The following is a 23,975-nucleotide window of genomic DNA, read 5'->3' as shown; positions in this document are numbered from 1 at the left end:
TTTCAAAACAGCAGTGTATTTTTTACAGATATTGAGTTAGGATCAACAGGTATGAACTCAATAAATTTTAAAGAATTTTTTTCAGTTACACTTATTCTCTTTTCAGTCATTGATATTCTGGGGGCCATCCCCTTTATCCTCGACATCAAAAAGAAGTTCAAAGTGCTTGATGCTTTCAAGATCACCATTGTCTCAGGTGTGCTGTTATATGCTTTCTTATTTATCGGAGAATCGATTCTTCACCTTTTTGGCGTAGACGTTGAATCGTTTGCCGTGGCCGGTGGTTTGATCATGTTCTTCTTAGGCCTGGAAATGGTTTTAAACATCGAGATCTTTAAACACGACCCACAACTTGCCTACACCTCTCCCATCGTTCCTCTGGCCTTTCCATTGATCGCAGGAGCAGGGTCTATGACGACTCTGATCTCACTCAATGCTGAATACCAGAGAATTAATATTATCCTGGGTGTTTTCTTCAACCTGATTTTTGTTTATTTCGTTTTAAAGTCTTCGGATTTCATCGATAGAAAAATCGGCGTCAGTGGAAGTATTATCCTAAGGAAGTTCTTCGGGACCATTCTTCTGGCAATGGCCATCCGTCTGATTAAGAAAAATATTGTAGGAGTCTAGAAACTATAACCTGCACCGAAAGCAAACTGTAATCCGCTTTCTGTCAGTTTAATGGTTTTGTACTTCTGATTGCGAACCTCATAGCCTACACCCAAGCTCGCTCTGACTTTTGGAAAGAAGTAATTGAAGTTACTGTTAATTAAATAAGAAGTACCAATCTTCTGATCCCCTGACGGCAGGATGAACCCTACTCTCAAAGAAGGGACGATGGCGAAGTCGCCTTTTTCAAACGCCTTCATATAAAGTCCACCATTGAGTCTTTTTGTCCAATCGACAACACCATTGATGATGCCGTTTTGGTCTTCAAAGAAAATTTCTTTTTTACTTTCCGCACTCACTGTCGCTGACCAGCGCTGGGAAATGTAATATCTCGCCCCAACTTCATAACCTCCCATCTTGCTCTTGCGGTTAGAATTGTCAGTCGTATTGAGTACGGTAATTTCATAAGTCGAGAACGTTCCAAAAAGAACGAATCTCTCATTAAAGCGTCTCAGGTAAGAAAATTTAAAACGAGAAGCGAAGTCTGAGCTGAACTTATAATCAATGCCCGGACCACTGATGTCGTAATTTCCTTCTGCAAAAAGAAACTCTGCGACGATAGCATTTTTATAAGAAGTGTCCTCTTCAGCATTTACTAAAACTGGGATAATCAAAGCAAAGACCAAAGCTAAGATAAGATTTTTTGACATAATTTATTGTCTATCTAACTGGAATTTATTACTAGGATTTTTTTAAAAAAATTAAGTCTCTTGGTGCTTAGATCATAAACACCAAGAGCTGTAATCAGATAATTAAAGGCTACGTTCAATATTTAGGGAATCAATATTTACACCATACGGTCTGTGTTTTAGAAGGTGGCAGGCAACAGGTGAATCATTAACGACTGCTTCATAATTGTCAGAGTCATTTCCACTGGTCCAATTGAGTGCTTTCCAGCCATTCAACAGGTCTTTTTTTACGGTCACAACGAAACCGTAATTCGTATCCATAAACTCTCCCCACTGAATCCACAGCTCACCATTTACAGTGTCTTTTGGCGTCACTTCAATTTCTTCGCTCCATCCAACATAGTCGTTAAAAGCGTAAGAAAGAATCTTATCATTCTTAACTTTAAAGAAGGCATTGTATTGTTCTTGATTGTCGGAGCACGAGATGAATTTAATCTCACTGGCATGCAGGTTCATCGAGGTCATGAGAATCAAAGGCAGAAGCATTTTCATACGAATTCCTGGTTGAAGTTTGACCGGAATTAACATGCAGATGTTTTGAATGTAAAGAAAAGTCCCTGAAAGGGATGAAATCTTAATAAATGAATAAACGGGATTAAAAGGAAGAATAAAAATGGTGGGCGTTGAGGGGTTCGAACCCCCGACATCTACCTTGTAAGGGTAGCGCTCTCCCAGCTGAGCTAAACGCCCATTTGAATTCGTCGAGTGGATAAGAAGATAGTCAAACCACTTTCTTCTGTCAATTCAAAAAAGTGAAAATCTATTAATTTTTAGAGCTTTTTGGGCCGCTCCCTTATTAACCATGTTGTTTTTACAAGATGGCCACAGAGGTTGCCACCCCCTTTTTTCTGCGGTAAATCACAGCTCCAAAGTTACTAAGGGGTCAATCCACTGGCCCATCAAATGAGGAGTTATTATGAAATCTTTCGTCCTTGCTATGACACTTGTTCTTTCAGCTTCTGCACACGCTTTCACTGCAACTGAAGCAGTTTCTAACCTTATCCCTTCTGGAACTTACGCTGGAAAAAACGGCGCTGAGAAATGTACAGTTAACGTAACAATCTCAACTGACGCTGTTACAATCGCAATCCAAGATAAAAATAACAAGAGCGACTACTTCTCGCTTTTAAACTCATACGCTAATTACCATGTTGACGCTGTTACTGGTGAAATCTCTGCGACTCAAAAACTAAGCTTCCCTCGTTATCTTCAAGGTGGATCAAAAATCCTTAACGTAAGAGGGAATGATAAGAACCAGGTAGAATTCTTTATTTCTCAAATTCTTCTGGACCACAGAGGAAACGATGCAAGCACATACGCAGCTTGTACAGTTTCTCTTTAATATTTGCTTGAATAAGGCCGGTGAGAAATCACCGGTCTTTTAAGAATTTTTGTAACTCTTCCGCCACATCGGCATAAGTCAGCTTCACATACTTGTTCTTTAATTCTTCCGAAATTGCCACCATCATCTCTTTTGTAATTTCTTCTTTTTCCACTTTTTCCATAAAGCGTGTAACGAAATCTTCAATCACAATATATGACATGGTTAATGGTGAAATCCCCAGGCTCAAAGATTCTGGAAAACCACGCCCGTTTCTCATTCCGTGGTGTTCTCGCACAATAGAAGGAACTTCTTTGGAAGATTTGATAATCGTTTCAAGAATTGCAGCTGCTGCATCGGCGTGACCATTAACAACGGCCAGATCGTCTTCAGAAAGTTTTGCTCTTTCTGCTGGTGAATGGTGGGCCTTAATCAAACGGTCACTGTTTAAAGCAAGGTCGTGAAAGAGTGCTAGGTAAAGAATCTTATTTCTAGTCTGATCCTGACTCCATGAGAATTTTCCCATGACAGCAAAAAGCAACAGGCATCCCATATAACTATGAGCGTATCCATAAGAGAGTTTCGTATTTTTTAATCCAACTAAAAAAGCTTCCAGAGGATTAGGAGACTTCAGAAGAAAGTCCATCGACTTCAAAACTTCTTTAATGATTTCTACATTGTATTTATCTAGCGTGCCGTTTTTAAAAACATCCAGGAGAATTTCATAACTGTCAGAGTTTAACTGCATTCTCTCTTGAATGTTGGAGACGCGCTTAAAACGGTCAAGGAAAAAGCCGCTTAGAAGTTCATTGGCCTTTTTATAATCTTCCTGGGCAACGTAAAGTTCTTTTCCTCCACGCACCAGCATGCGGTCAAGATCAGCGCGGGCAATTTTTGTTCCGCTGGCAATCTTCACGTTATACTCAAAGCCTTCGCCTTTTTTTACTCTCGAGTATAAATTGAAATCCATTTTTGTCTCTGGAAGAGTCAGGAAGTATTTCATACTGATGGCAATGTAAACAGGAGAGCCTGTGGGATCGCCGGTTTTTTTAACTGTAGGTGGTTTTTTTTCCAGAAGAGGCGATCTAAAGACGGTCGTTTTATCGCTATTATCTTCTTCTTCGTTTTCCGGAATTTCTTCCTGGACTTCCACAGGTGCAGGAATCGGTGCAAAAACTGGCGGAGATGTCTGCGGCTGCTCTACTTCAAAGATCTGAGGGGAATTTTCTTTTCCCATCACAAATCCTAAATGAGCAATGACTTTCTGAAAGTTCGCTTTATTGGGAATAAAAGAAACATGTGGGTATTTGCTTTCTAATTCTCCAAGCACCACGACCTTAACATCACTTTCAAAATTTTCTTTGTTCTTGATGAGATAATCAAAAATTCTTGGTGCGAGTTTATCGCGGCAAACGATCATTTCAATTGCTGGAAGAATATCGAGCATAGAGATGGCTTCACTCACTCCATTGCGCACGATCACTTCGGTGCCATATTTTTCGAACAGGCCGTTTTGAATTACACTATTAACTTTTTGGTCTTCAGTAAGAACGAGTATCTGGGTCATGTATAGATAGTAGCATGGACAGAACTTTTGGAATAAAAAAAGCCCCTTTCGGGGCCCTTTCTATTGAAAATTACTGTCAATTAAATAATTTTTAGATGGCTTTATTAGTTGGCAACTTCCATTCCTCTTGCCCCTTCCACCACAGTAAGACTTGGTGTAACGGCCTGAAGAAATTTCTCTGGATTCGTAAGATCAAGGGCCACTTTTAGAACCTGATCTACGTGCTCACATGGGTGGATGTCAAGGCCTGCCTGGATTTCTTCAGGAACCTCAGCAAGATCTTTTACGTTCTTAGCTGGGATAATAACCGTCTTCACACCTGCATGTTTAGCTGCAAGAAGTTTTTCTTTTAATCCACCAATTGGAAGAACACGTCCTCTAATTGTCACCTCTCCAGTCATTGCTACGTTCTGGTGAACAGCAATTCCTGTGATAGCTGAAGTCAGAGCTGTCACCATTGTCACACCCGCAGATGGACCGTCTTTTGGAGTCGCTCCTTCTGGTACGTGGATATGGATATCGTTCTTTGTATACCACTCAGCGCTGATTCCAAGTTTTGGTGAGATTGCTCTTACGTATGAAAGAGCTGCCTTCGCCGACTCTTGCATGACTTCACCAAGTTTACCTGTAATCTGGATTTTTCCATTTCCTTCTACTGTCACAACTTCAATGTGAAGTAGCTCACCACCAACCGAAGTCCATGCCAGACCGTTTACCAGTCCAACTTGAGCTCCTGCTTCGATATCTGTGCTGTCGAATCTTCTTGGCCCAAGATATTTAGAAAGTTGTTTTGAAGTGACATTGAATTTCTTCCCTGCCGGCACTTCTTTAGTTACAACTTCAGTAGCGATTTTTCTTACGACAGTGTTAACCAGTCTTTCGAACTCACGAACACCAGCTTCTTTTGACCATCCACGTACGATGTCGATCATACATGAATCACCAATTTGAACTTCGTGCTCTGTTAACCCGTTAGCTTTAACAGCTTTTTTAAGAAGGTAGCGCTTCCCGATTTCCAGTTTCTCTTGTGGAGTGTAACCAGAAAGGTGGATGATTTCCATACGGTCTCTTAATGGACCTGGGATCTTCCCTAGATCGTTAGCTGTCATAACGAACATAACTTTCGATAGATCGTATTCAACTTCGATATAGTGGTCAGCGAAATTCTTGTTTTGTTCAGGGTCTAGTACTTCAAGCATTGCTGCTGAAGGATCGCCACGCATATCAGATGACATTTTATCAATTTCATCTAACAGGATCAGAGGATTCGACGTTCCGGCCTTTTTCATGGCCATCATGATCTTCCCTGGCATAGCTCCTACGTATGTTCTTCTGTGTCCACGGATTTCAGATTCATCACGAACTCCACCAAGGGCGATGCGTTGGAATGATCTTCCTAGAGACTCAGCAAGAGACTTCGCGATTGACGTCTTACCAACTCCCGGAGGACCTGAAAGACATAGGATTGTTCCTTTGCCTTCTTCTTTAAGAAGTGAACGAACCGCTAGGTATTCTACAATTCTTTCTTTAACGTCCTTCATTCCGTAGTGGTGGTCGTCTAATATTTCCTTCGCTCTCGCTACGGAATTATTATCTGTAGTGTACTCATCCCATGGAAGTGAAAGCATCCAGTCTATATAGTTTCTAACAACAGCTGATTCAGCTGACATTGGAGACATAGACTTAAGTTTCTTAAGTTCTTTAGCCGTTTTTTCACGAGCTTCTTCAGGCATTTTCTTGGCAGCAAGCTTTTCTTCCATTTCCTGGATATCAGTCTTACCATCGTCTTTCTGCCCAAGCTCTTTTTGAATCGCATTCATTTGCTCGTTCAGGTAGTACTCTTTTTGAGACTTTTCCATCTGAGTTTTTACGCGAGTTCTGATACGTCTTTCAACGTTGATGATTTCGATTTCACCCTGCATCTTTTCAAGTAGAAGCTCTAATCTTCTTCCTACTTCAACAGCTTCAAGGATTTCTTGCTTCTCAGCGATCTTCATAGTTAAGTGAGCAACCATGATATCAGCTAAACGAGAAGGATCCGTAATCGAAGAAATGCTCATCAGAAGTTCAGGCGGAATTCTCTTATTAAGCTTCACATACTGTTCAAAGATTCCTTTGATGCTTCTGATGGTTGCTTCAAGAGTAACTGGGTCTTTTGTTTCTGATACGCATTTCTCGACTTCAGCAAAGTAGCCATCGCTACCTGATTCAAATTTTTTGATGCGTGCACGGTACTTCCCTTCGATCAACACTTTTACTGTATTGTCTGGAAGACGAAGCATTTGAATAATGTTTACCACCACACCCACTTCGTAAATATCTTCGCGGTCTGGGTTTAAAACACTAGCGTCTTTCTGTGTAACAAGAAAGATTTCATTGTTGTTTCTTTGTGCTTCTTCAAGAGCAGAGATTGATTTTTCTCTTCCGACGAAGAGAGGTACTACCATGTGTGGGAAAATAATCATGTCCCTTAGCGGTAATAATGGGAACTTTTTAGACTCTGACCAACCTTGCGACATAGTACCTCCTGCACTATTTGTTACTTCTCCCCAATCCCTAGGTATCACTTCTTGATTTCCGTAGAGGATTTGGAAGGGTCTAATAAAATCATGACATGAAATTCGATTCTTTTGCAAAATAAAAGAAATGGTATAAATTGCTTTTTTTCTTAAACAAACTCCCATTATGGGGGAAAAATTTTATAGGGTATTTCGTGTCACCAAGACCTAACTCTAGGTATTTCCAAGAAACATTCATAGGGGCACTTTGTAAGGAAGTGTAAGTTGAAAAAAATTCAGCAAGATAGGTGCAAAAATGCACCTATATCCGAGTGAATCTTTCGGATTATTTTTTAGATTTTTTCCTCTTTTTAGTGTGAAAAAATCACCATCTCGATCTGAATAAAGAACCTAAAGGCAATATTAAATCTCTTTTTAGCAAGCGATTGTTTTTGACCTCTCATTGCCAGTAAAACTATCATCTCTTCAGTTAAGTTTTTATTTGGCAATTGACCTCTTGTAATTGCAATCCATGTGGAATCTGAAATGAACCAGGTATTATCCGTTCTTCTTCTCTTCTCCTCTGTTGCCTCGGCAAAAACGCTTAAAGTGGCCTTTGGAGAAAACCGTCCGCCTTATGTTTTTTCAGAAAACGGCGAAGTCAAAGGCATTGAAGTCGACGTCGTCAGAGAGGCCCTTCTGCAATCAGGACACGCTATAGACTTCTCAACTCTCCCGGCTAAACGCCTGGAGATGGCCAGCAATAAAATGCCCTTCGATATTGCCGTAGGCGTTTTAGAGCAAAGACCCAATCTTTTCTACTCTACCGATTATTTGCAAATGAAGTACTACGCTGTGGCCAAACTCAGCAAAGAAGTCCGCCTGGAGAGAATCAATGACCTGCAAAGGTACAGCGTTGGTGCCTGGCCCTTTGCCTGGAAATACTGTGGTGATGAATACCGCAGGCTTTATACTCCCAAGGCCGATGGCTCTTTTGCCTTACACTACACTGAACCCGTCACCAGCGAGTCCCAGAATAAAATGTTCTGGCTCAACCGCTTTGACGTTAGCATCACCAACAAGGTGACCTTTAACTATTATAAAAAAATACTTTCATCGGCCTATGACACTTCAGTCGATATCAGCTACTATGACATCATTCCGGAAGAAGTGAAATTCTCCGTGGCCTTCAAGGACGAACAAATCAAAAAAGATTTTGAAGCAGGCCTTAGTCAACTTAAGCGCAATAAACGCTTTCGCAGAATTTTCGATAGCTACATAAGATAATGGAGACCGTGTGAAAACCCTGATTGCTCTTTGCCTTTTAACATTAAGCTCACAGGCCCTGGCAGCTCCCAAAAAAGAACTGCAGATTGGTGGAACTTATTACAAAAAAATCATCCGTACAAAGGATCTCATTGCCGACATCATGCCTCCGCCGGCCTTTATTATTGAGTCCTATCTCACGACACTCCTGCTCTTAAATGAAACAGAACTGGCGATGAAGGACAAAAAGATTGATCCACTGGAACTGAGAAAAATCAAAAACATGATCGAAGAGCTTAGGATGTTAAAAGAAGGCATCAGCGGCAGTGATGAAATCGAAGGTTACTTTGAGAGAATTAAAATCTGGAAACAGGATTTACCTGAATCGCGCTTAAAAGAGCTGATCGTTATTCACTCCGCTCAGGAAGCAAAGAACTTCTACTCCATTGCTGAAAACAAGTTCATTCCACTGCTTCTAAAAGGCAATGTCCGCGAAGCCAAAGTTATTTTAGGTGAACTAAGCAGTGCCTATAACATGCATAAGACAATTGTCGAAGACGCCGTTGAGCTGGCCCGTAAAGACATTGAAGAACTGGAAAAAGAAACACTCAAATCTAAAAATCCAAAAGATAAAATGATTAAGAGTGAAGCCTATACAAAAATTCTTCTTTTAAAAGACTTAATCTCAGACATCCTTCCTCCGCCGGCCTTTGTTATTGAGTCCTATCTCAATGACCTGGAAATGATTTATAAAGTCGAAAGAAATGGCAGTCCAGGAAAAGAGTTTGAAGGACTTAAGAGAAAAAGCGAAGAATTGGAAAAGGCCTATATGGCCCGTTTTGATTACTGGAAAAAAAATCTGGATGACAAAAAATTAAAAGACACCTTCGTTTCTGGAAATATGTCAGTCTTTTTTAACGTCCAAAAAAATAGCTTTCTTAAGGCCTTGGACAAGAATGACCTGGTCGAGGCCAAGAAAATTTTTAACAGTGAACTCTCTCCTCTGTATGGGCTTCACAGACAAAACATCGACTCAATAGTGATCCTGGCCGATGAGCAAATGCTGGTTCTGGAAACTGAAGTCGTTTCAAAACTTTCAAAATAAAAAAGGCCCTAAAAAGGGCCTTTACTTTTAAGCAACTTTTCCTTCTATCGTATCCTTTAAATCAAGCACCAATCCATTGAGTTTTCGTGCCTGTCCTGAAAGCTCTTCTGAAGAAAGGGCCATCTGCCTTGAAGAGTCTGCATTGATTTGAGTGGCCTGATCCAGCTGACCCATCGCGCGGGAAATCTCACTGATTCCCTTACTCTGTTCTTCCGAAGCTACTGTGATGTCTGAGACCATCCCGTCAACATCTCCAACATGAGTCACAATTTGGTCCAGGATTTCATTGCATTCATGGGCCACGCTGATCCCACGCTCAACCTTGCTCTTTCCTTCAACCATTAAGACGCCAACTTCTTCTTTCGTTTTATTGACGATGCTTTCAACCTTGGCCGTACTAGCTGAGAGCATGTCTGAAATTTCCTGAGCAGCATTCCCACTCATCGTGGCCAGGTTTCCAACTTCCTCTGCTACGACAGCAAACCCTTTTCCTTGCTCTCCCGCTCTCGCTGCCTCAACAGAAGCGTTAAAAGAAAGAAGCTTGGTCTGAAAAACGATTTCATTAATGACCTTAGTCTTATTAGAAATCTCGTGAATCACTTTAATAATCTCTTCGATATTTGCGTTGTTGTTATCAACAGTCATCATCATCTTTTGGTTAGAGTGATGAATCTCTTCAATTGCTTGTATCATCTGTTCAACCGAGCGCTTTCCAATCTGGGCAGACTCTGCACTCTTTTTTGAAACAGCATTTGATTGTAAAGCATTTTCCTGGTTCTTTTTAACCATCGCAGAAAGCTCTTCCGTTGAAGCCGTCGTTTCCTGAATCGCCGCTGCCTGCTCATTTACGCTTGAAGAAAGCTCCTCGCTCGACTGGGCGATGTTATCTGAAGCTTTGGCCACGACCTCTGCCCCTTCGGAAAGACTGATCGTCAGCTCTCTTAATTGAGTCGTAAGCCCTGTGGAAATAAAATACGCAATGAAGGCCCCAAAGACAACGCCAAGGGAAAGTGTCACCATTGTTATCAAATCAGCCGTCTCGGAGGTTTTAGAGGCCATGTCTGCCCATTTGTGGGATTCATTCACCTGAAACTCTGTTAGCGCATCTAAGGCCTTAAAAAAACCGTCTCGTGAAGCCTTAAGATCAGTTCGGTAAATATTCCCAAACTTCACTCTGTCTTCCATTTTTGAAGATCGAGCATACAGTGGCATTTCTCTCAAAAAAGGCTGCATCTTTAGCCAGTTTGAGTTCACCTCTTCATACAGGGCCGCTTCCCCTTCAACAAAGGGAACCGCCTCATACTTCTTTCTGTATGTTTCATACTCTTCAAGGTGTTTTTTGATTGAGTCATCAATGCGGGCCATATCTTCGGGAGTATTTCCTTCAATTGTATATTGAAGCATGCGTCTTAAGATCTCGCGCGAGCTCGAGTCCAGGTGCTTTAAGATAATGGAATTTTCCAGGTTGATTTTAGCAACGTGATCGTATTGAGAAGTCGTCTTATTCAACAAATGAATATTCATGCCCCCAACAAAAAGTAACAGGACAATGAGCGCACCAAAAGAGGCCCTCAACTTAAAATTCAGACTTTTAGATTTAAACATGCATTCCCTCGCTGTTAAACCTATTATCGAGAATAATTAAGCAGAATCTAACTTAATTGATTCTTAATTTTGACCATGCTTATCGGAATAAAAAAGGCCACCGGTTAAGGTGGCCTTCATTTGTTAGAAATGTGTTAGAAAACTTAAGCCGACTCTACCGTTTTTTTCGTAGCAACCGTCGCTGTTCCTGTAGCTGGTGCCGGAACTTTTCTTGGACCTTCCACTACTTTTGGAGATCCTTTACCAGAAACAGAATCAACTGTTACGATAACCTTACAAACCTTTTCGTTTGCCGGTACATCATACATTACGTCAAGCATAGACTGCTCAAGGATCGCGCGAAGACCGCGGGCCCCTGTTCTTCTATCGAGCGCCTGGCGAGCAACTTCTTTAAGAGCATCTGGTTCGAACTCAAGCTCGATTCCTTCGTATTCAAAAAGTTTTGCGTACTGTTTTGTAAGAGCATTTTTTGGCTCTGTTAAAATTGAAACTAATGCCGCTTCATCAAGTTCAGTCAGCATAGCGTTTACCGGAAGACGTCCGATGAACTCAGGGATAAGACCGAATTTTGTTAAATCCTCAGGCTCGATCCCTCCAAGCTTTTCAATCATTGATTGTTCTGCTTCTTGTTTTTCGGCCATTAGACCCATTGGTCTTTTTGTCATTCTCTTCTCGATGATTTTATCCAGACCGACGAAAGCTCCGGCACAAATGAAAAGAATATTTTTTGTATCAACTTGAATGAATTCTTGTTGTGGGTGCTTGCGTCCGCCTTTTGGTGGAACAGAAGCAATTGTTCCTTCTACGATTTTTAGAAGCGCCTGCTGAACACCTTCACCCGAAACGTCGCGAGTGATTGATGGGTTTTCAGACTTTCTTGCAATCTTATCGATCTCGTCGATATACACAATTCCGCGTTGAGCGCGCTCAACATCGAAGTCACAGTTTTGAAGAAGGTTTAAGATGATGTTTTCAACGTCTTCCCCTACGTACCCTGCTTCTGTTAATGAAGTTGCATCAGCGATAGCAAATGGAACGTTCAAAAATTTCGCCAGAGACTGGGCAATTAACGTCTTACCAGATCCTGTTGGACCCGCTAGAAGAATGTTTGATTTAGCTAGTTCAACAACATCACCTTTACGAGTGTCGCCCGACTTGTGAGCAATTCTCTTGTAGTGGTTGTGAACGGCAACCGAGATAATTTTTTTCGCTCTGTCTTGTCCGATAACATAGTTATCTAAGTGAGCTTTAATCTCGTGAGGCTTAGGAACGTTGTCAACAACGGCCTTTGCATTATTTTTTTGAGAGTCTTCAAAGATAATATCGTTACAAAGCTCGATACACTCATCACAGATATAACATCCAGGACCAGCAATCAGTTTCTTCACTTCTTTTTGTGACTTTCCACAGAAGTTACAGTGAAGAGCACTTCCGAAATTCGCTTTTTCTTTTGTCATTTTGATTTCCTTTCTCTAAATCCACTGACCTATATTTTATTAACTACTTTTTAAGTTTTCTTCCGCTCTTATCAATAACAACGTCGATTAACCCAAGCTCAATGGCCTTGTGTGGGTTTAGATAATTATCACGATCAGTTTCTTTTTCAATACGCTCCATAGTCATACCTGCGCTTGAGTGGCGAACGTAGATCCCGTTTAGTTGCTTTTTTAGGTCCTGGATCTCGTTAGCTTGGATTTGAATATCAGAAGCCTGTCCACGAGCACCCCCCAATGGTTGGTGAATCATGATACGCGAGTGTGGCATTGAGTGTCTGAACCCAGCTGCTCCCGCAGTTAAAAGAAGAGATCCCATTGATGCTGCCATCCCCACGCAGTACGTGTACACTGGGCAAGAAATGTGTTGCATAATATCGTAAATCCCAAGACCAGCGTAAACCGATCCCCCTGGGCTGTTGATGTAAAAGTGAATTGGAGCGTCTGCATCAGACTGCTCTAAGAAAAGCATTTGAGCGATCAGTAGATTGGCCACTGTATCGTTAACTTCTGTTCCTAAAAACACAATACGATCTAGAAGAAGTCTTGAGTAAATATCGTACTGTCTCTCCCCTCTCGCTGTTTGCTCAATAACAATAGGGTTAGGAATATAAGCTTTTGGATCCATCTTTCTCTCCATAAGAAGTTGATACGTTTAATACATTTCGTCTCTTTATCGGCTTCTAGGCCTTAAATCTTTAACTATTTAGCTTACTCTTAAAGCAAAAAAGAACAAGGCATAAGTGTGCGTTATATTTGGTTTTTGGAAGGTTTTTTAGCCTTGATCTCCGGGCCTTATGCATTTAAAGTAACACTATCTTTTTTAATACCCACCAACCTAACTACAATTTATGGAGGCTCACATGTCTAGATTAGTTGGAAAAATTGCTCCGGATTTCACAGCTGAAGCTGTTGCTAACGGCGAAATCAAAAAACTTTCTCTTCACAAGGACTTTGCAGGTAAGTGGAAAGTTCTTTACTTCTACCCGCTAGATTTCACATTCGTTTGCCCTACTGAAATCACAGCATTCGAAGACAACCTTGCAAGATTCAAAGAACTAAACTGTGAAGTTATTGGTTGTTCTGTAGACTCTGCTTTCTCACACCTTGCGTGGACTCAAATTGAGCGCAACAAAGGTGGTCTTGGAAAGATGGCCCACCCACTTCTAGCTGACCTTACAAAGCAAATTGCACGCGATTACGACGTTCTTGCTGACGACGCCGTAGCTCTTCGCGGAGTGTTCGTCATTGACGATAAAAACGTTATCCAAACATGCACAGTAAACAACCTGTCTGTTGGACGTAACGTTGAAGAAGTTCTGCGCACAGTTGAAGCTTACCAGTACACAGCTAAGCACGGCGAAGTTTGCCCTGCGGGATGGACTAAAGGTTCTAAGACAATGAAGGCAGATCCAAAGGGATCTCAAGAGTATTTCGCTACGCTAAAGTAATATTTTCATAGGGCGGGGGCCCAAATCCCGCCCTTTTCTCTGCTTTTTATTTATCTCTCACCTGAATTAATTACATCCCCTCACAATAAATTTGAAAAGTCGTGTTTCGTGCCTTAAAACGCTCAAAATCTTTGGGGGAAAGGAAAATGAATATCGATGGGGAGAATCTAGTCAGCCTAGATCAATGGAAAACGCAAAAGAGAGAAGGAAACTTCTCTGATTACCTTAAAGTTTTAAGCTTCAATGATCTTATGAATGAATCAGACAGTCTGATGGATCAGTTGAAGAGAAGCGAAGAAATGGATGACCTTTTCTCAAAAACGCGCGTGATGATGAATGAATTCACAAACCGTCTGGAAAAAGAATCAAAGCATTTAGCAGACTCTGTAAAAGACCTTAAAAAACAGATCGAAGACAAGCTTCACTAAGTGAAAACTCTCTTCTCTTGGACTGGCCTAAGAGAAGAGAATTTCAATTTCCCTAAAACACAAATCTCGTCTTAATTAAATTAAATTCAAATCCAAAAGTATTTCCAACACCACCAAAAATATTTGTCCCTGATGACTTAATATCGCCTGAGAATCGTCTATAGCTAAGTTCTCCGCCAAACCCAATTAAAAGTTTAGGGTTCACTTTGAAAAGAACATCCAGTGATGGCTGGAAAACAAAGGCCACTCCTTCGACGCTCGCTGTGTCCGACTCTGCTTTTTCAAAACTGCCACCAATCTTATTAGACTGTTCAACAATCATCTGGGCATCGTCCACTAATCCAAATGAAGCATAAAAATAAGGGTATATAACTGTGCTTCTTAACTCTTCTTTAGCGATCTGAACATTATTACTTCTGGCCGTAGCTTCAACATCTGTCACATTTAGCCCCAGACCTCCACCAAACTTATGCCCGTTAACTTTCGCATACACTACGAGCTCGGAATTCTCTTCTCCATCTTCTATCTCTACTTCTGCAAAACTTCCCCACCCTTCATTCTCAAAACCAAACTTGAAATCAAGTGGCATCAGCTTCAATTTAAATTCACTTCCATCGAGCTCTAGCTCACGGTTATTTTGCATCGTAACTTGATTAGATTCGAAATCCACAGATGCGCCGGCCATCCTCAATGGATTGATTTCTAAAAAAAGTTTTGAACTTTTAATTTCATTATAGAGCTTATCTACTCGGGCCACCGGAGACTCTGCTGCAGGCTTAGGTAACGGCTCTCTAGTGGCAGGAAGAGAGACATCCATTTCCAACGGAGCTGGGGCGATGACGGCTGCAGGAGCTTCGTTTTTTTCTAACGGGAGGGGCTGAGCGACCCCGGTTTCCTGGGCCATGACTGAAGTAGAAAAAAGCAGGGATAAAACGAACATCGTCTTCATAAATCATTCCTTGATAAACTTTCTTTATAAATTATCTAGTTAGTTTGACTTACGACCTGATTTAAATCAATTAAATATTCTTTCAAGAATAAATACCGGGGTAAGCCTGTCTGGTTTTTAGACACCCCCTGCTCTTTTTTACAAAGAGACCCCCTTACGCGACTTAACTATTCCATAATAAGGAAATTCATAAACTAACGTGCTGACTATTGTATGACAGAAAAAATACAACGTTCGCATGCCTTGATTGAAGTCGATCCAGCTTTAATCTATTTTGAGGGGAATGGAGAAAACTATGAAACTAACAAAATTTGTAATCCCGATGATGATGACTGCTCTTTTACTAGGGCAAAACCTAAAAGCAGCGGAAGAAGTCACTCTTCCTGTTATTACGAAGCCGGCCATCCTGGATGAAGGGACACAAAGAGTTCTTTCTCAAGATCAAATTGCAGAGCTTCTCCCATGGGCAAAAGACTCAAAGTTATTTTTAACTGATGCGCTTAATGACTTAGATAGCATTCCAATGTCACTAAAAGTTGAAAGATTACTGCAATCGATTAAGCAAGTCGTTCAAGACAGTGGTTCGAAAAACTCTGAACTCTTTATGAGATACATTCTAAATCGCGGACTGGCAGTTAACGATATCCTATCTAAAGAAGTGGATATGGAAGCTATCGGTAGTATCGATGCTCAATTCAGAATCCTGAGACAGACAGTTGAGATGGCCATTAAGTACTACGATATCGATATGACTATCATTAACAAAAAAAGCGCTGCTCCTTTTAAGGATTTTGGGGTTGAGTACTTTAACTTCCTGACGAATCTTAATAACTCAATCTTCGATGCCTCAGCTCAATACAATATTCAAAGAACGGCGCTTGAATTTTTACAATGGGATCTTTACCGCGACTTAAACAACAAATCGTTTGCTCCTCAGATTGTAAAAATCAACAACAACCTCAAATTCTTCCCAGTGAAGAAAATGAAGGACAGTGAATCTATCGCCCTCATCCGTCAGATGAAAAAAGTCACAGTTGGAATGGAGCTTGGGATTCGTAAAGAAGAGCGCTCTAATGAAGATACATATAAACGCCCAGTAGGATCAGCATCTACAGAAACAAGAATTGATGACAATTTAAAAATTGGTGACTCTGTTTTAGTAGGCGGCTACCCTGGCTCAATCGTCGCAGTCCGTGCTGATGGCGCTATCATGGTAAAGAGATCAGTTGGTGATATTGTCACGACATCGACGTCTGCCATTGCCTATGTAAAAGGTTGCGTTGATGGGTTCTGTGTTGGCGAACAAATTCTGGATGGTGGATATGATTCTGTCATTACAGGGGTAAAGAAGAATAAAGAGATCATGGTGTACAGGTCTGGATGGTCATACTCTGAAAGCAGAACATCGGCTTCCCTTGGTAAAAAAGATGGCTGCAACAATGAAAAATTCTGTGTCGGACAAAGTGTTATTGATAGCTCAGGTTATCCAGTGACAATTACCGGTATCAGAAAAGACAATAAGCTTTTTGTTTTCCAAAAAGGCTGGTCTTACTCTGAAATCCGCGACTCTTCATCTTTAGGTAGAACTTCAGGATGTGCCGGTCGCAATGTTTGTGTAAAGGACGCTGTCTATCTTTCTAACGGACAATTAGCGACAGTCACAGGAATCGTAAACGCGACAACTGTACGAGTGATTGTTTCTGGATGGGGCTACTCAGAATTACGCACTGTAGATTCGCTAGGACTTACAAAATAATTATAAACTGCCCCACTAGAGTGGGGCGCATTTTTAGCTTAACTCCAGCTCTCATTTGGTCTTTTTTTAGATTAACTTAATAAAACAGAATTATGGAAGGCTATGTAGATGGCGAGATGGTCCTCAAGTCTTTTTGGTTTCTTCGTCGTGCACCAGGTTCTTCTAAACAAGCGATTAATATTTGCCCTCAACATCGCGCACGTGTGATTGATCGCAAATAAAGGGTCGCGCCCATTTTTCTTGAGCTCGCCGAGCCCGGCGATCATCGCTTTTTCACCCTTATACTGTTTGTAATCTGCATTCGGAAAAAACTCTCGAACCACTTCTTTATAAATGCGATGCTCATCACTTTTTATTTCTGCATAAGGAGAAACAACCGGAGTGATCTTTTCAAATAGCTTCATCATCGATTCTTTGTGATAACTTTTTCTTTTTCCATATTTTTGTCTGGAAAGCGAAGCCAGGTGTCCAAACGCCGGAATTTGAGAGACAAAAGCGCCCAAGATAACTCGCGAGCGAGCATCGACGGCGACTGAAATGGAAAGAGGCTTAAGCTTGGTGTGCTCGGTAGTGATCAAGTCATCGAATTGAAGACGCTCGACTTTTTGCGTGCCAATTTTCAAAAGAAGATCAGCATGCATTTGTCTGGATTTTTGCGCAAGATAGACGAGTTTTCTATCAATCGTCGTTCGATGAACTCCGAGAATGATCGCCGATCGTCGCATCGAGACGCCGGAAGAGAGAATCTTGAAAATGGTTTTGTTGATGCGCCTCTTTTTTTGTCCGAACTCTAGGGTGCCAGTTGCGCGGGAGAATTTTTTAGAGCAAGCGGAGCACTTGTAGCGCTGGATTTGGCGGGAGTCATCTTTGCGCAGATAATATCCATCTTTTTTACAAAAGGTATTTTTTTGGAAGTAGTTGCATCCTGAATTTGGGCAGCCTGGATTCATTGGGGAAGGATAAGCAAGAGGCAGACTTGCTTATGGAGCTTAACCATCTAAAAAGAAAGGTCATTTTAAAGAAGTAAATTCAAAGATTGAAAAGAGATATTATCGAATAAGAAATACAAAAGCCCCATTGTAGTGGAGCAGTTTTATAAACTTTCGAGAGACTGATAGTCATGGAGGACTTTCGCTCTTAAAAGAGGGATTTTCATTCGGCGGTCATAACCCAATAAGTGCGCCACTGTTCTCAACGTCTCAAGCTGCTCAGTCCTGTTTCCAAGCGACTCAAACAAACTCAAAAGATAAACAGTGTTCTTCGCAAACGTCTCAACGTATTGGAAGATTGTCAGCTTGAAATCAGCTGGTGGATTATAAAACTCACACCCAATGAAATTGATAAAAACGCGGTCAACGTTAGACTGGTTTTCAAACGATCTCACCATACGCACTTTTGTTTTTAAAATCACGCGCGGGAAATCTTCGACTGTAAGTTGCTTTAAATCCTCCAGCGGCATCCCGTGAAAACGCGGGTACTGGATCACATTTAGAGCAATCGGAAGTGAATTGATCTCGGGAATATGAGGGAGTTCCGATAAAAGAACTCCCCCTTCTGAAATGTTTAAAATGCGTGCTTTGAAAACGTGCTCATCGTCGACATAAAGAGCTTGCGACTTTAATGGGGCACGTAGGTATTTTCTCTGCAATCTAGGATCGGCCATTTTCTACTCGATCACCTATAAAAGTTTTGAAGCCACTTCTGAAAGTGGAGATCTCTCACCAACTTTTAGAGTTGTGTGAGCGATGATTTCTTCAGTTTTTAAACGCTCTACTACATAAGCAAGACCGTTATTAGTCTCATCTAAGTATGGCGAATCAATCTGCTGAGGGTCCCCTGTTAAAACGATTTTCGTGCCTTCCCCTGCTCTCGTAACGATAGTTTTTACTTCGTGTGGAGAAAGGTTTTGCGCTTCATCGACAATTAGGTATTGACCAGGAATTGAACGACCGCGGATATAAGTTAACGGTTCAACGTGTAACATCCCTTGGTTGATCAATTCTTCATAAGAAGTTCCGGCCTGTTTTCTATTTTGATTGAAAAGGAAATCCATGTTGTCGAAGATCGGCTGCATCCATGGAGCAAGCTTTTCGTTTACATCCCCTGGTAAGAATCCCAGGTCGCGTCCCATCGGTTGGATTGGACGAGAAACTAGTAAACGAGAGTATTTCCCTTGAACAATCGCCTTCTCTAAACCTGCCGCGATAGCGAGAAGAGTCTTTCCAGTTCCGGCCTTACCAACCAGTGAAACCAGCGCCACTTCATCATTTAATAGAGCATCAAGAGCAAACTGCTGCTCGATATTTTTTGGGTAAATTCCCCAAATCCCTTCTCTCAGTGAAATGAGAGGGACAATTCCTTTTTTGCCACCGTGGTATCTTCCCAGAAGTCTTCTTCTTGGGTTGTGGAATTCCTGAAGAATAAAATATTCATTCGGGAAAACTCCCATCTGTTCTTCTTCATCAAAAGCAAGGAAGCGATTAGCCTCATACTCTTTTAATCTTTCGCCAGAAATTTCGTGAACACGTTGACCAGCATAAAGCTCTTCAAGTGTAACATCGACCTGGCCGTAATCTTCGGCCTTGATTCCCAGCATATCTGCTTTAAGGCGAAGGTTGATATCTTTAGTAACCAGGAAAACATCATCACCTTTTTGCTTTAAGGCTAAAGCAGAAGAAAGAATCAGGTTGTCGTTTAATGTAACATCGATCGGAAGGGCCTTGTTGTCGACAAAAAGGTCAACAGAGATAATAAGCGTTCCACCACTTTCAAGTACAACACCTTCAGCAAGTGAGCCTTGAGTTCTTAGGTCATCAATGAAGCGTGAAAAATTTCTGGCATTTCGTCCGTTTTCGTTTTGGTCTTTCTTAAAACGGTCAATCTCTTCGATTACAATAAGAGGGATAAAGACTGTGTTCTTACCGAATTTTCTAAAAGCGCTTGGGTCAAAAAGAAGAATGTTAGTGTCCAGGACAAAAGTCTTTTTCAACAATACCTCCGTGTATTAAAGACAGAGCGAAATAGTCGGGTTTCCCTTATTGGTTATTCGATGTCTCTTGATAAAAATTGTAGAGAATTAGATATCAAAAGAAAAGTCGAAAAGACTTAAATAGACGACGAATCTCTTAGCTTCCTGTTCACGGAATTTAGAACCCACTTCGACACCGTAGAACCCGGCAGTGAGCTTAACTGGCCATAACTTAAGTGAGCCACCATAAGAAAGATAGCCTTCACTCCATCCGGCGTTAAGCGAAACTAATGGGAGTGAAAGTTCTGTTCCAAAGTGGAATTTACGTGAAATATCAATTGTGCTCGTCAGAGGACGAATATCGGCAGATAAAGTGTAATCAAAAAGACCAAAGTCCTGCTTATAGGCCACGCCGGTATTAACCGTCATATCCTGATCTGGAACTTCTCCAATCCCTTCAGTTTTTGTAAAGCGAGTTGTTCCGACATCTAAGATAGAAACGCCGGCCGTAAAAAGACTGCGCCCTGAAGAGTAAGCGTACTCTGCTCCCAAATCCACTCCCCACGCTTTACCTTTTGAATAGCCGAGAGCTTTTTTAAGATCGTTAATATCTGTATTTCCCGAGTTGATTTTATTTAAAAGAGTCGTCCCAAAAAGATCGTATTGATCCGCCATCCCTTCACGACCGACGTGCTTGACTGCGATCCCGATCGAAAGGCGTTTACCGGAATTGATTTTGGTTTTTGAAGATCTTTTATTGATTCGTGACGAGTAGGCCCCACTTCCAACATTGTAAGCAAAACCAGCGATAAAACCGCGGTCATAGCGATAATCTACATCGAGAATTGGATGAATCGCATTTCTTAAAACCATATTGGTTTTTGAACTGGCAAAGAGGTTAAAACCAAACGTGGCCATTTTTAGCCCAGGAAAAGTCGAGGCCTGAATGGACACCGGGTAATTGAGAATTCTATTGGCGATGGCTGCCGGATCACTTTTGGGGAAGTCTTTAAATTTATCCGGGTCATCAATAATATTTGACCCACCAACGTTAAATGCAAGCGGAGTAAAACTCACTCCCTTATTTCGTCCAAGAGCGGCCGGATTATAAAATAATGTATATTCATCATCGGCGATCGCCGTATAAGCGTCACCCATAAGCTGAGCGCGAGGGCTTCTGCCGATATAACCTACTTCCTGAGCAAATGTGCTCAGGGAGATTAAGGCGATGAATAGGCTAAAAAAACATTTTCTCATTTAACCAAGGACTCAAAAAAGACTGCATAATATGAAGAAAGAGTAACTTCAGTAATATCTGTCGACGTTTCGCAGTTAGTTTGACTCAAAACGTTCATTGTAGGCACATAGGTTGAGTCCATAGACGCTAACTCATCCTTTTTCTCTTGAATATCAGTGGTCATATCTTTAATTGCATCCAGGTCTCCTCCGCCAGCTGTCGCCATAATATTTGGCAAGAGATCCAAAATTGCATTTAACAGAACAACTCCCTCACACAATCTTTTTCTGCGGCCACTTACACCAAGAGCAAGCTGAGGATGTGATGAATTCGCAGACGTACAGGCCCCAGTTTCTCCCAACCCTAAATAAGCTTGCACAGTAGAGGCATCCGTTGTCGTGTAATCAGTAAAACAGTTATTCGATCCTGAGCCTCCTCCCTTTACACCTGAAGAATTTGCATCAGAATAAACTTTCATTAATTTGCCAGTTTGGACTAAAACCATAAAAGCAAGTTGAGTATTAATATCCCCTGCTTGATTGACGGAGAAATATTTTAATCTTTCTGCAGAACTTGGCTCTACTGTAGACGCTATTCCGCCTGCATAAGAAAGAATATCAATTGCTGTTTGTAGGTCTCTAAATTTAGAATCGTCTGTTAAAGGAGAAGTTGCTGTGACCTGTGAAGTTGAATACAGAGTCATCCCCCCGAGAGGAGCAGGTGAAGCAGTCTTTGAAATATCATCAGCAAAAAAAGTAATCGTTGAATACCCAGCTCTACAAGCATATGCACTCGATAAGGCCTTCAGATAATTTGCGTTTTTATTTTGCCTCCCCATCCCTTCCAAAAGATCGATGGCCGGCTGACACTCTTTTCTTGAAAGAAGAATGTTGGCGCTTAAAACAGCGTCCTTCACTTCCTCTTCCGTGCTTTTTCCACACGCCACAAAAAGCGTGCAGGCAAGAATGAAAAGTGAGTTTTTAACGAGAGATTTGAGCATGGTAAAATTCCCCTATCTAAAATTATGCCTTTTTGAGGTATAAGATGATATCAGGGGCAATTTTTGTCGCTCTTATCCGTGCAGGAATTTAACGATTTTCTCGATGGCCTCAGAAAACACTTCTTTATGAAGTACCAGACTTATTCGGGCGGAATTGCTCATCCCAAAATCAGTCCCCGGAACGATCACTACTCCCAAATTATTAAGCATGTCTTCGCAAATCTGTATAGCGTAATCCGTGGTGTCTGTTTTGTCTTTTTGGTATTTTTTAAAGACCGGAGTCTGGGTGAAATCGATCATAAAATAAAAAGCAGAAACTGGTTGATACCAGCACTTCATCAAATCATTTTCTCTTAATTTCTCTCTGATAATCGTCGCATTATCGCGCAGGTGATTTTTAACCGGAGTTAAAAACTGGGCAGAGTTGGCGAAGTTGTAATTCATCATCGCTCTTTGCACCAGCGAGTTTGCACTGCTGGTTAGCTGTCCTTGAAGATTCTCAATCCCTTTGCAAATATTTTTGGGAGCTACACAATAACCGATGCGAAGACCGGTGGAAGCGAAGGCCTTTGAAATACCGTCGACGATAATTGTGCGCTTTAAAAGTTCCGGTTTCTTCTGGTAAAAATAGGTTGGTTTCGGGTCGTAGTAACAAACTTCAAAATAAATTTCGTCACTAATCACCCCAATTCCCGGATGCTCTAAAAGCAGTTCTGCAAAATCGCTCATCCACTCATCCGAGTAATGAACACCTGCCGGATTATTCGGGCTGTTGATAATAATGGCCTTGGTTTTTTCTGAAATGGCCTTCCTGATTTCTGCAAGCGGCGGAGTGAAAACATCGAAGATCGACGACTTGACTTCAACCGGAACTCCACGGCAGAACTTGATCATTTCAGGGTAAGAAATCCAGTAAGGAGAAATGATAATCACTTCATCTCCCGGGTTAATCAAAGCTCCCAGGATATTGGAGATCGAGTGTTTTGCGCCGTTAGAAATCACGCAATCAAAATCAACACCATCTAAAACGTCAGCGGAAAAATTAATTCCTCTGGTCTCTTCAATGTGCTGGATGATTTTTTGTCTAAGATCGACAAATCCGCCAACTGGCGAGTACTGATATGATTTTAAAAAATCGAGTTCACTTCTAATAGCATCGATAAAATCTTGTGGTGGTCTGAAAGGAAGTTGCCCCGCTGTCAGGTTGTAGACTTGTTGACCTTTTTCAGCAAGCTCCACTGCTTTTGAGTTAAGCTTCAAGGTCACACTTTCGGCCATGCCTTTTACACGCGAACTAAGTTCCATAGCAAATCCTTCGACAAATCACTTGTCTTAATGAGTACTATTTAATTAGAGCATATTTTAAGGAAGTTGGGGAAAATTCGTGACAAAGATGTAGCTGTCGCCCTGCTCGTAAATCTTCTCTGCTTTGAGTCCCATATCACTCAGGGCCTCTTTAGGAATCCCTTTTTTCGGATCGGACTCTACCCAAAGTTGACCAAAAAACCACGGCTCTGCCTGCAGGTATTTGATGACATCGATATAAATATTTTTTTCTGAATAAGGCGGATCGAGAAAAATCACCGTCTCTTCTTTTTGAGCGTCAGTGAGTTTTTCATAATCTACTCTAAATTGTTTAATGAGTTTTTCCGCCGGAAAATGGCTGCAGAGAATCTCGCCATTTTTTTTATGGTGATTGCGAACCAGTAAATTTTCGCGGTTTTCTTCCAGCGTTTTTAAAACGTGGCGGTTGACTTCATTGAGATAAATGCGAAAGGCCCCTCTCGACCATGCTTCAAAACCCATTGCTCCCGATCCCGCACAAAGATCGACAAACGTCACACCATCCATGTCTTGATAGAAATCGTAAATTCTACGTCTGAGCATGACAGAGGTTGGTCTGATTAAATCGCCTTTAGGTACAGCAAGAACTTGTCCGCGGGCAAAACCGCCCAGGATTTTTAGGCTCAAAA

General features: G+C 41.4%; 22 protein-coding genes and 1 tRNA gene. 7 read left to right on the top strand and 16 right to left on the bottom strand.

Annotated features, from left to right (window positions below):
* Nucleotides 1-51: 51 nt before the first annotated feature.
* The gene (locus tag C0V70_RS03760) at nt 52-630 is read left to right on the top strand and encodes a MarC family protein (RefSeq protein WP_102242533.1); all 579 of its coding nucleotides are present in this window, start codon (nt 52-54) and stop codon (nt 628-630) included.
* On the opposite strand, the gene C0V70_RS03755 is transcribed toward C0V70_RS03760, so the two are convergent.
* The 3 genes from C0V70_RS03755 to C0V70_RS03745 form a co-directional block, all read right to left on the bottom strand.
* The gene (locus C0V70_RS03755; RefSeq protein ID WP_102242532.1) at nt 627-1,319 is read right to left on the bottom strand and encodes a hypothetical protein; all 693 of its coding nucleotides are present in this window, start codon (nt 1,317-1,319) and stop codon (nt 627-629) included. The two genes, C0V70_RS03760 and C0V70_RS03755, sit on opposite strands and share 4 nt — an antisense overlap.
* Before the next feature lie 102 nt (nt 1,320-1,421).
* Nucleotides 1,422-1,850 (bottom strand): hypothetical protein, encoded by a 429-nt coding sequence (locus C0V70_RS03750; RefSeq protein ID WP_102242531.1) that lies wholly within the window; start codon nt 1,848-1,850, stop codon nt 1,422-1,424.
* Between the two features lie 122 nt (nt 1,851-1,972).
* A tRNA-Val gene (locus C0V70_RS03745) sits at nt 1,973-2,048 on the bottom strand.
* 226 nt (nt 2,049-2,274) lie between these two features.
* Between C0V70_RS03745 and C0V70_RS03740 the strand changes: the two genes are divergently transcribed.
* Nucleotides 2,275-2,700 (top strand): hypothetical protein, encoded by a 426-nt coding sequence (locus C0V70_RS03740; protein ID WP_102242530.1) that lies wholly within the window; start codon nt 2,275-2,277, stop codon nt 2,698-2,700.
* A gap of 28 nt (nt 2,701-2,728) precedes the next feature.
* Here C0V70_RS03740 and C0V70_RS03735 read toward each other — a convergent pair whose 3' ends face one another.
* Entirely contained in the window at nt 2,729-4,246 is a 1,518-nt protein-coding gene (locus C0V70_RS03735; protein WP_102242529.1) for an HD-GYP domain-containing protein, read from the bottom strand.
* 104 nt (nt 4,247-4,350) lie between these two features.
* Entirely contained in the window at nt 4,351-6,765 is a 2,415-nt protein-coding gene (lon, locus tag C0V70_RS03730; protein ID WP_102242528.1) for an endopeptidase La, read from the bottom strand.
* A 525-nt stretch (nt 6,766-7,290) separates the two neighbouring features.
* On the opposite strand from lon, the gene C0V70_RS03725 reads away from it, so the two are divergent.
* Together C0V70_RS03725 and C0V70_RS03720 are read left to right on the top strand one after the other, a co-directional pair.
* Nucleotides 7,291-8,031 (top strand): substrate-binding periplasmic protein, encoded by a 741-nt coding sequence (locus C0V70_RS03725; protein ID WP_102242527.1) that lies wholly within the window; start codon nt 7,291-7,293, stop codon nt 8,029-8,031.
* Nucleotides 8,032-8,041: 10 nt separating this feature from the next.
* Nucleotides 8,042-9,115, top strand: coding sequence for a hypothetical protein (locus tag C0V70_RS03720; protein WP_102242526.1), 1,074 nt, complete (start codon nt 8,042-8,044; stop codon nt 9,113-9,115).
* A gap of 27 nt (nt 9,116-9,142) precedes the next feature.
* Here the strand turns inward: C0V70_RS03720 and C0V70_RS03715 are convergent, their stop codons facing one another.
* From C0V70_RS03715 to C0V70_RS03705, 3 genes are all read right to left on the bottom strand, one after another.
* Entirely contained in the window at nt 9,143-10,720 is a 1,578-nt protein-coding gene (locus tag C0V70_RS03715; RefSeq protein WP_102242525.1) for a HAMP domain-containing methyl-accepting chemotaxis protein, read from the bottom strand.
* Nucleotides 10,721-10,863: 143 nt separating this feature from the next.
* Nucleotides 10,864-12,177: an ATP-dependent Clp protease ATP-binding subunit ClpX gene (clpX, locus tag C0V70_RS03710; protein WP_102242524.1), complete on the bottom strand. Its 1,314-nt coding sequence runs from the start codon at nt 12,175-12,177 to the stop codon at nt 10,864-10,866.
* 43 nt (nt 12,178-12,220) lie between these two features.
* Nucleotides 12,221-12,841, bottom strand: coding sequence for an ATP-dependent Clp protease proteolytic subunit (locus tag C0V70_RS03705; RefSeq protein WP_102242523.1), 621 nt, complete (start codon nt 12,839-12,841; stop codon nt 12,221-12,223).
* 235 nt (nt 12,842-13,076) lie between these two features.
* On the opposite strand from C0V70_RS03705, the gene C0V70_RS03700 reads away from it, so the two are divergent.
* Together C0V70_RS03700 and C0V70_RS03695 are read left to right on the top strand one after the other, a co-directional pair.
* Complete coding sequence (locus tag C0V70_RS03700; RefSeq protein WP_166637348.1) at nt 13,077-13,664, top strand: peroxiredoxin; 588 nt, start codon at nt 13,077-13,079, stop codon at nt 13,662-13,664.
* A 146-nt stretch (nt 13,665-13,810) separates the two neighbouring features.
* Entirely contained in the window at nt 13,811-14,092 is a 282-nt protein-coding gene (locus C0V70_RS03695) for a hypothetical protein (RefSeq protein ID WP_102242521.1), read from the top strand.
* Between the two features lie 52 nt (nt 14,093-14,144).
* On the opposite strand, the gene C0V70_RS03690 is transcribed toward C0V70_RS03695, so the two are convergent.
* A complete protein-coding gene (locus C0V70_RS03690; protein WP_102242520.1) occupies nt 14,145-15,041 on the bottom strand; it encodes a hypothetical protein in 897 nt (298 codons plus the stop codon).
* Nucleotides 15,042-15,336: 295 nt separating this feature from the next.
* On the opposite strand from C0V70_RS03690, the gene C0V70_RS03685 reads away from it, so the two are divergent.
* Nucleotides 15,337-16,797, top strand: coding sequence for a hypothetical protein (locus C0V70_RS03685; RefSeq protein ID WP_102242519.1), 1,461 nt, complete (start codon nt 15,337-15,339; stop codon nt 16,795-16,797).
* A gap of 71 nt (nt 16,798-16,868) precedes the next feature.
* Here the strand turns inward: C0V70_RS03685 and C0V70_RS03680 are convergent, their stop codons facing one another.
* The 7 genes from C0V70_RS03680 to C0V70_RS03650 form a co-directional block, all read right to left on the bottom strand.
* Nucleotides 16,869-17,747: a hypothetical protein gene (locus C0V70_RS03680; protein WP_102242518.1), complete on the bottom strand. Its 879-nt coding sequence runs from the start codon at nt 17,745-17,747 to the stop codon at nt 16,869-16,871.
* Between the two features lie 143 nt (nt 17,748-17,890).
* The gene (locus tag C0V70_RS03675; protein WP_102242517.1) at nt 17,891-18,460 is read right to left on the bottom strand and encodes a PilZ domain-containing protein; all 570 of its coding nucleotides are present in this window, start codon (nt 18,458-18,460) and stop codon (nt 17,891-17,893) included.
* A gap of 15 nt (nt 18,461-18,475) precedes the next feature.
* Nucleotides 18,476-19,786 carry a PhoH family protein gene (locus C0V70_RS03670; RefSeq protein ID WP_102242516.1) on the bottom strand — a complete coding sequence of 437 codons (1,311 nt, stop codon included), beginning with the start codon at nt 19,784-19,786 and terminating at the stop codon, nt 18,476-18,478.
* Nucleotides 19,787-19,873: 87 nt separating this feature from the next.
* Nucleotides 19,874-21,022 (bottom strand): hypothetical protein, encoded by a 1,149-nt coding sequence (locus tag C0V70_RS03665; protein WP_102242515.1) that lies wholly within the window; start codon nt 21,020-21,022, stop codon nt 19,874-19,876.
* Nucleotides 21,019-22,002 (bottom strand): hypothetical protein, encoded by a 984-nt coding sequence (locus C0V70_RS03660; RefSeq protein WP_102242514.1) that lies wholly within the window; start codon nt 22,000-22,002, stop codon nt 21,019-21,021. Before C0V70_RS03660 ends, C0V70_RS03665 begins: the two co-directional genes overlap by 4 nt.
* Nucleotides 22,003-22,074: 72 nt before the next feature.
* A complete protein-coding gene (locus C0V70_RS03655; RefSeq protein ID WP_102242513.1) occupies nt 22,075-23,307 on the bottom strand; it encodes a pyridoxal phosphate-dependent aminotransferase in 1,233 nt (410 codons plus the stop codon).
* Nucleotides 23,308-23,364: 57 nt separating this feature from the next.
* Nucleotides 23,365-23,973, bottom strand: coding sequence for an RsmD family RNA methyltransferase (locus tag C0V70_RS03650; RefSeq protein WP_102242512.1), 609 nt, complete (start codon nt 23,971-23,973; stop codon nt 23,365-23,367).
* Nucleotides 23,974-23,975: the final 2 nt, after the last annotated feature.

The organism is Bacteriovorax stolpii (assembly GCF_002872415.1).
GTDB classification, from domain to species: Bacteria; Bdellovibrionota; Bacteriovoracia; order Bacteriovoracales; family Bacteriovoracaceae; genus Bacteriovorax; species Bacteriovorax stolpii.
This window is presented reverse-complemented; position numbering and strand designations above follow the sequence as displayed.

Excerpts from the sequence above, each read along its gene's own strand:
- clpX (WP_102242524.1), bottom strand. The coding sequence starts at position 12,177 with ATGACAAAAGAAAAAGCGAATTTCGGAAGTGCTCTTCACTGTAACTTC.
- C0V70_RS03705 (WP_102242523.1), bottom strand. The coding sequence starts at position 12,841 with ATGGATCCAAAAGCTTATATTCCTAACCCTATTGTTATTGAGCAAACA.
- C0V70_RS03665 (WP_102242515.1), bottom strand. The coding sequence starts at position 21,022 with ATGAGAAAATGTTTTTTTAGCCTATTCATCGCCTTAATCTCCCTGAGC.
- C0V70_RS03690 (WP_102242520.1), bottom strand. The coding sequence starts at position 15,041 with ATGAAGACGATGTTCGTTTTATCCCTGCTTTTTTCTACTTCAGTCATG.
- C0V70_RS03715 (WP_102242525.1), bottom strand. The coding sequence starts at position 10,720 with ATGTTTAAATCTAAAAGTCTGAATTTTAAGTTGAGGGCCTCTTTTGGT.
- C0V70_RS03660 (WP_102242514.1), bottom strand. The coding sequence starts at position 22,002 with ATGCTCAAATCTCTCGTTAAAAACTCACTTTTCATTCTTGCCTGCACG.
- C0V70_RS03680 (WP_102242518.1), bottom strand. The coding sequence starts at position 17,747 with ATGAATCCAGGCTGCCCAAATTCAGGATGCAACTACTTCCAAAAAAAT.
- C0V70_RS03755 (WP_102242532.1), bottom strand. The coding sequence starts at position 1,319 with ATGTCAAAAAATCTTATCTTAGCTTTGGTCTTTGCTTTGATTATCCCA.
- C0V70_RS03700 (WP_166637348.1), top strand. The coding sequence starts at position 13,077 with ATGTCTAGATTAGTTGGAAAAATTGCTCCGGATTTCACAGCTGAAGCT.
- C0V70_RS03675 (WP_102242517.1), bottom strand. The coding sequence starts at position 18,460 with ATGGCCGATCCTAGATTGCAGAGAAAATACCTACGTGCCCCATTAAAG.
- C0V70_RS03735 (WP_102242529.1), bottom strand. The coding sequence starts at position 4,246 with ATGACCCAGATACTCGTTCTTACTGAAGACCAAAAAGTTAATAGTGTA.
- C0V70_RS03655 (WP_102242513.1), bottom strand. The coding sequence starts at position 23,307 with ATGGAACTTAGTTCGCGTGTAAAAGGCATGGCCGAAAGTGTGACCTTG.
- C0V70_RS03725 (WP_102242527.1), top strand. The coding sequence starts at position 7,291 with ATGAACCAGGTATTATCCGTTCTTCTTCTCTTCTCCTCTGTTGCCTCG.
- C0V70_RS03685 (WP_102242519.1), top strand. The coding sequence starts at position 15,337 with ATGAAACTAACAAAATTTGTAATCCCGATGATGATGACTGCTCTTTTA.
- lon (WP_102242528.1), bottom strand. The coding sequence starts at position 6,765 with ATGTCGCAAGGTTGGTCAGAGTCTAAAAAGTTCCCATTATTACCGCTA.
- C0V70_RS03760 (WP_102242533.1), top strand. The coding sequence starts at position 52 with ATGAACTCAATAAATTTTAAAGAATTTTTTTCAGTTACACTTATTCTC.
- C0V70_RS03740 (WP_102242530.1), top strand. The coding sequence starts at position 2,275 with ATGAAATCTTTCGTCCTTGCTATGACACTTGTTCTTTCAGCTTCTGCA.
- C0V70_RS03750 (WP_102242531.1), bottom strand. The coding sequence starts at position 1,850 with ATGAAAATGCTTCTGCCTTTGATTCTCATGACCTCGATGAACCTGCAT.
- C0V70_RS03695 (WP_102242521.1), top strand. The coding sequence starts at position 13,811 with ATGAATATCGATGGGGAGAATCTAGTCAGCCTAGATCAATGGAAAACG.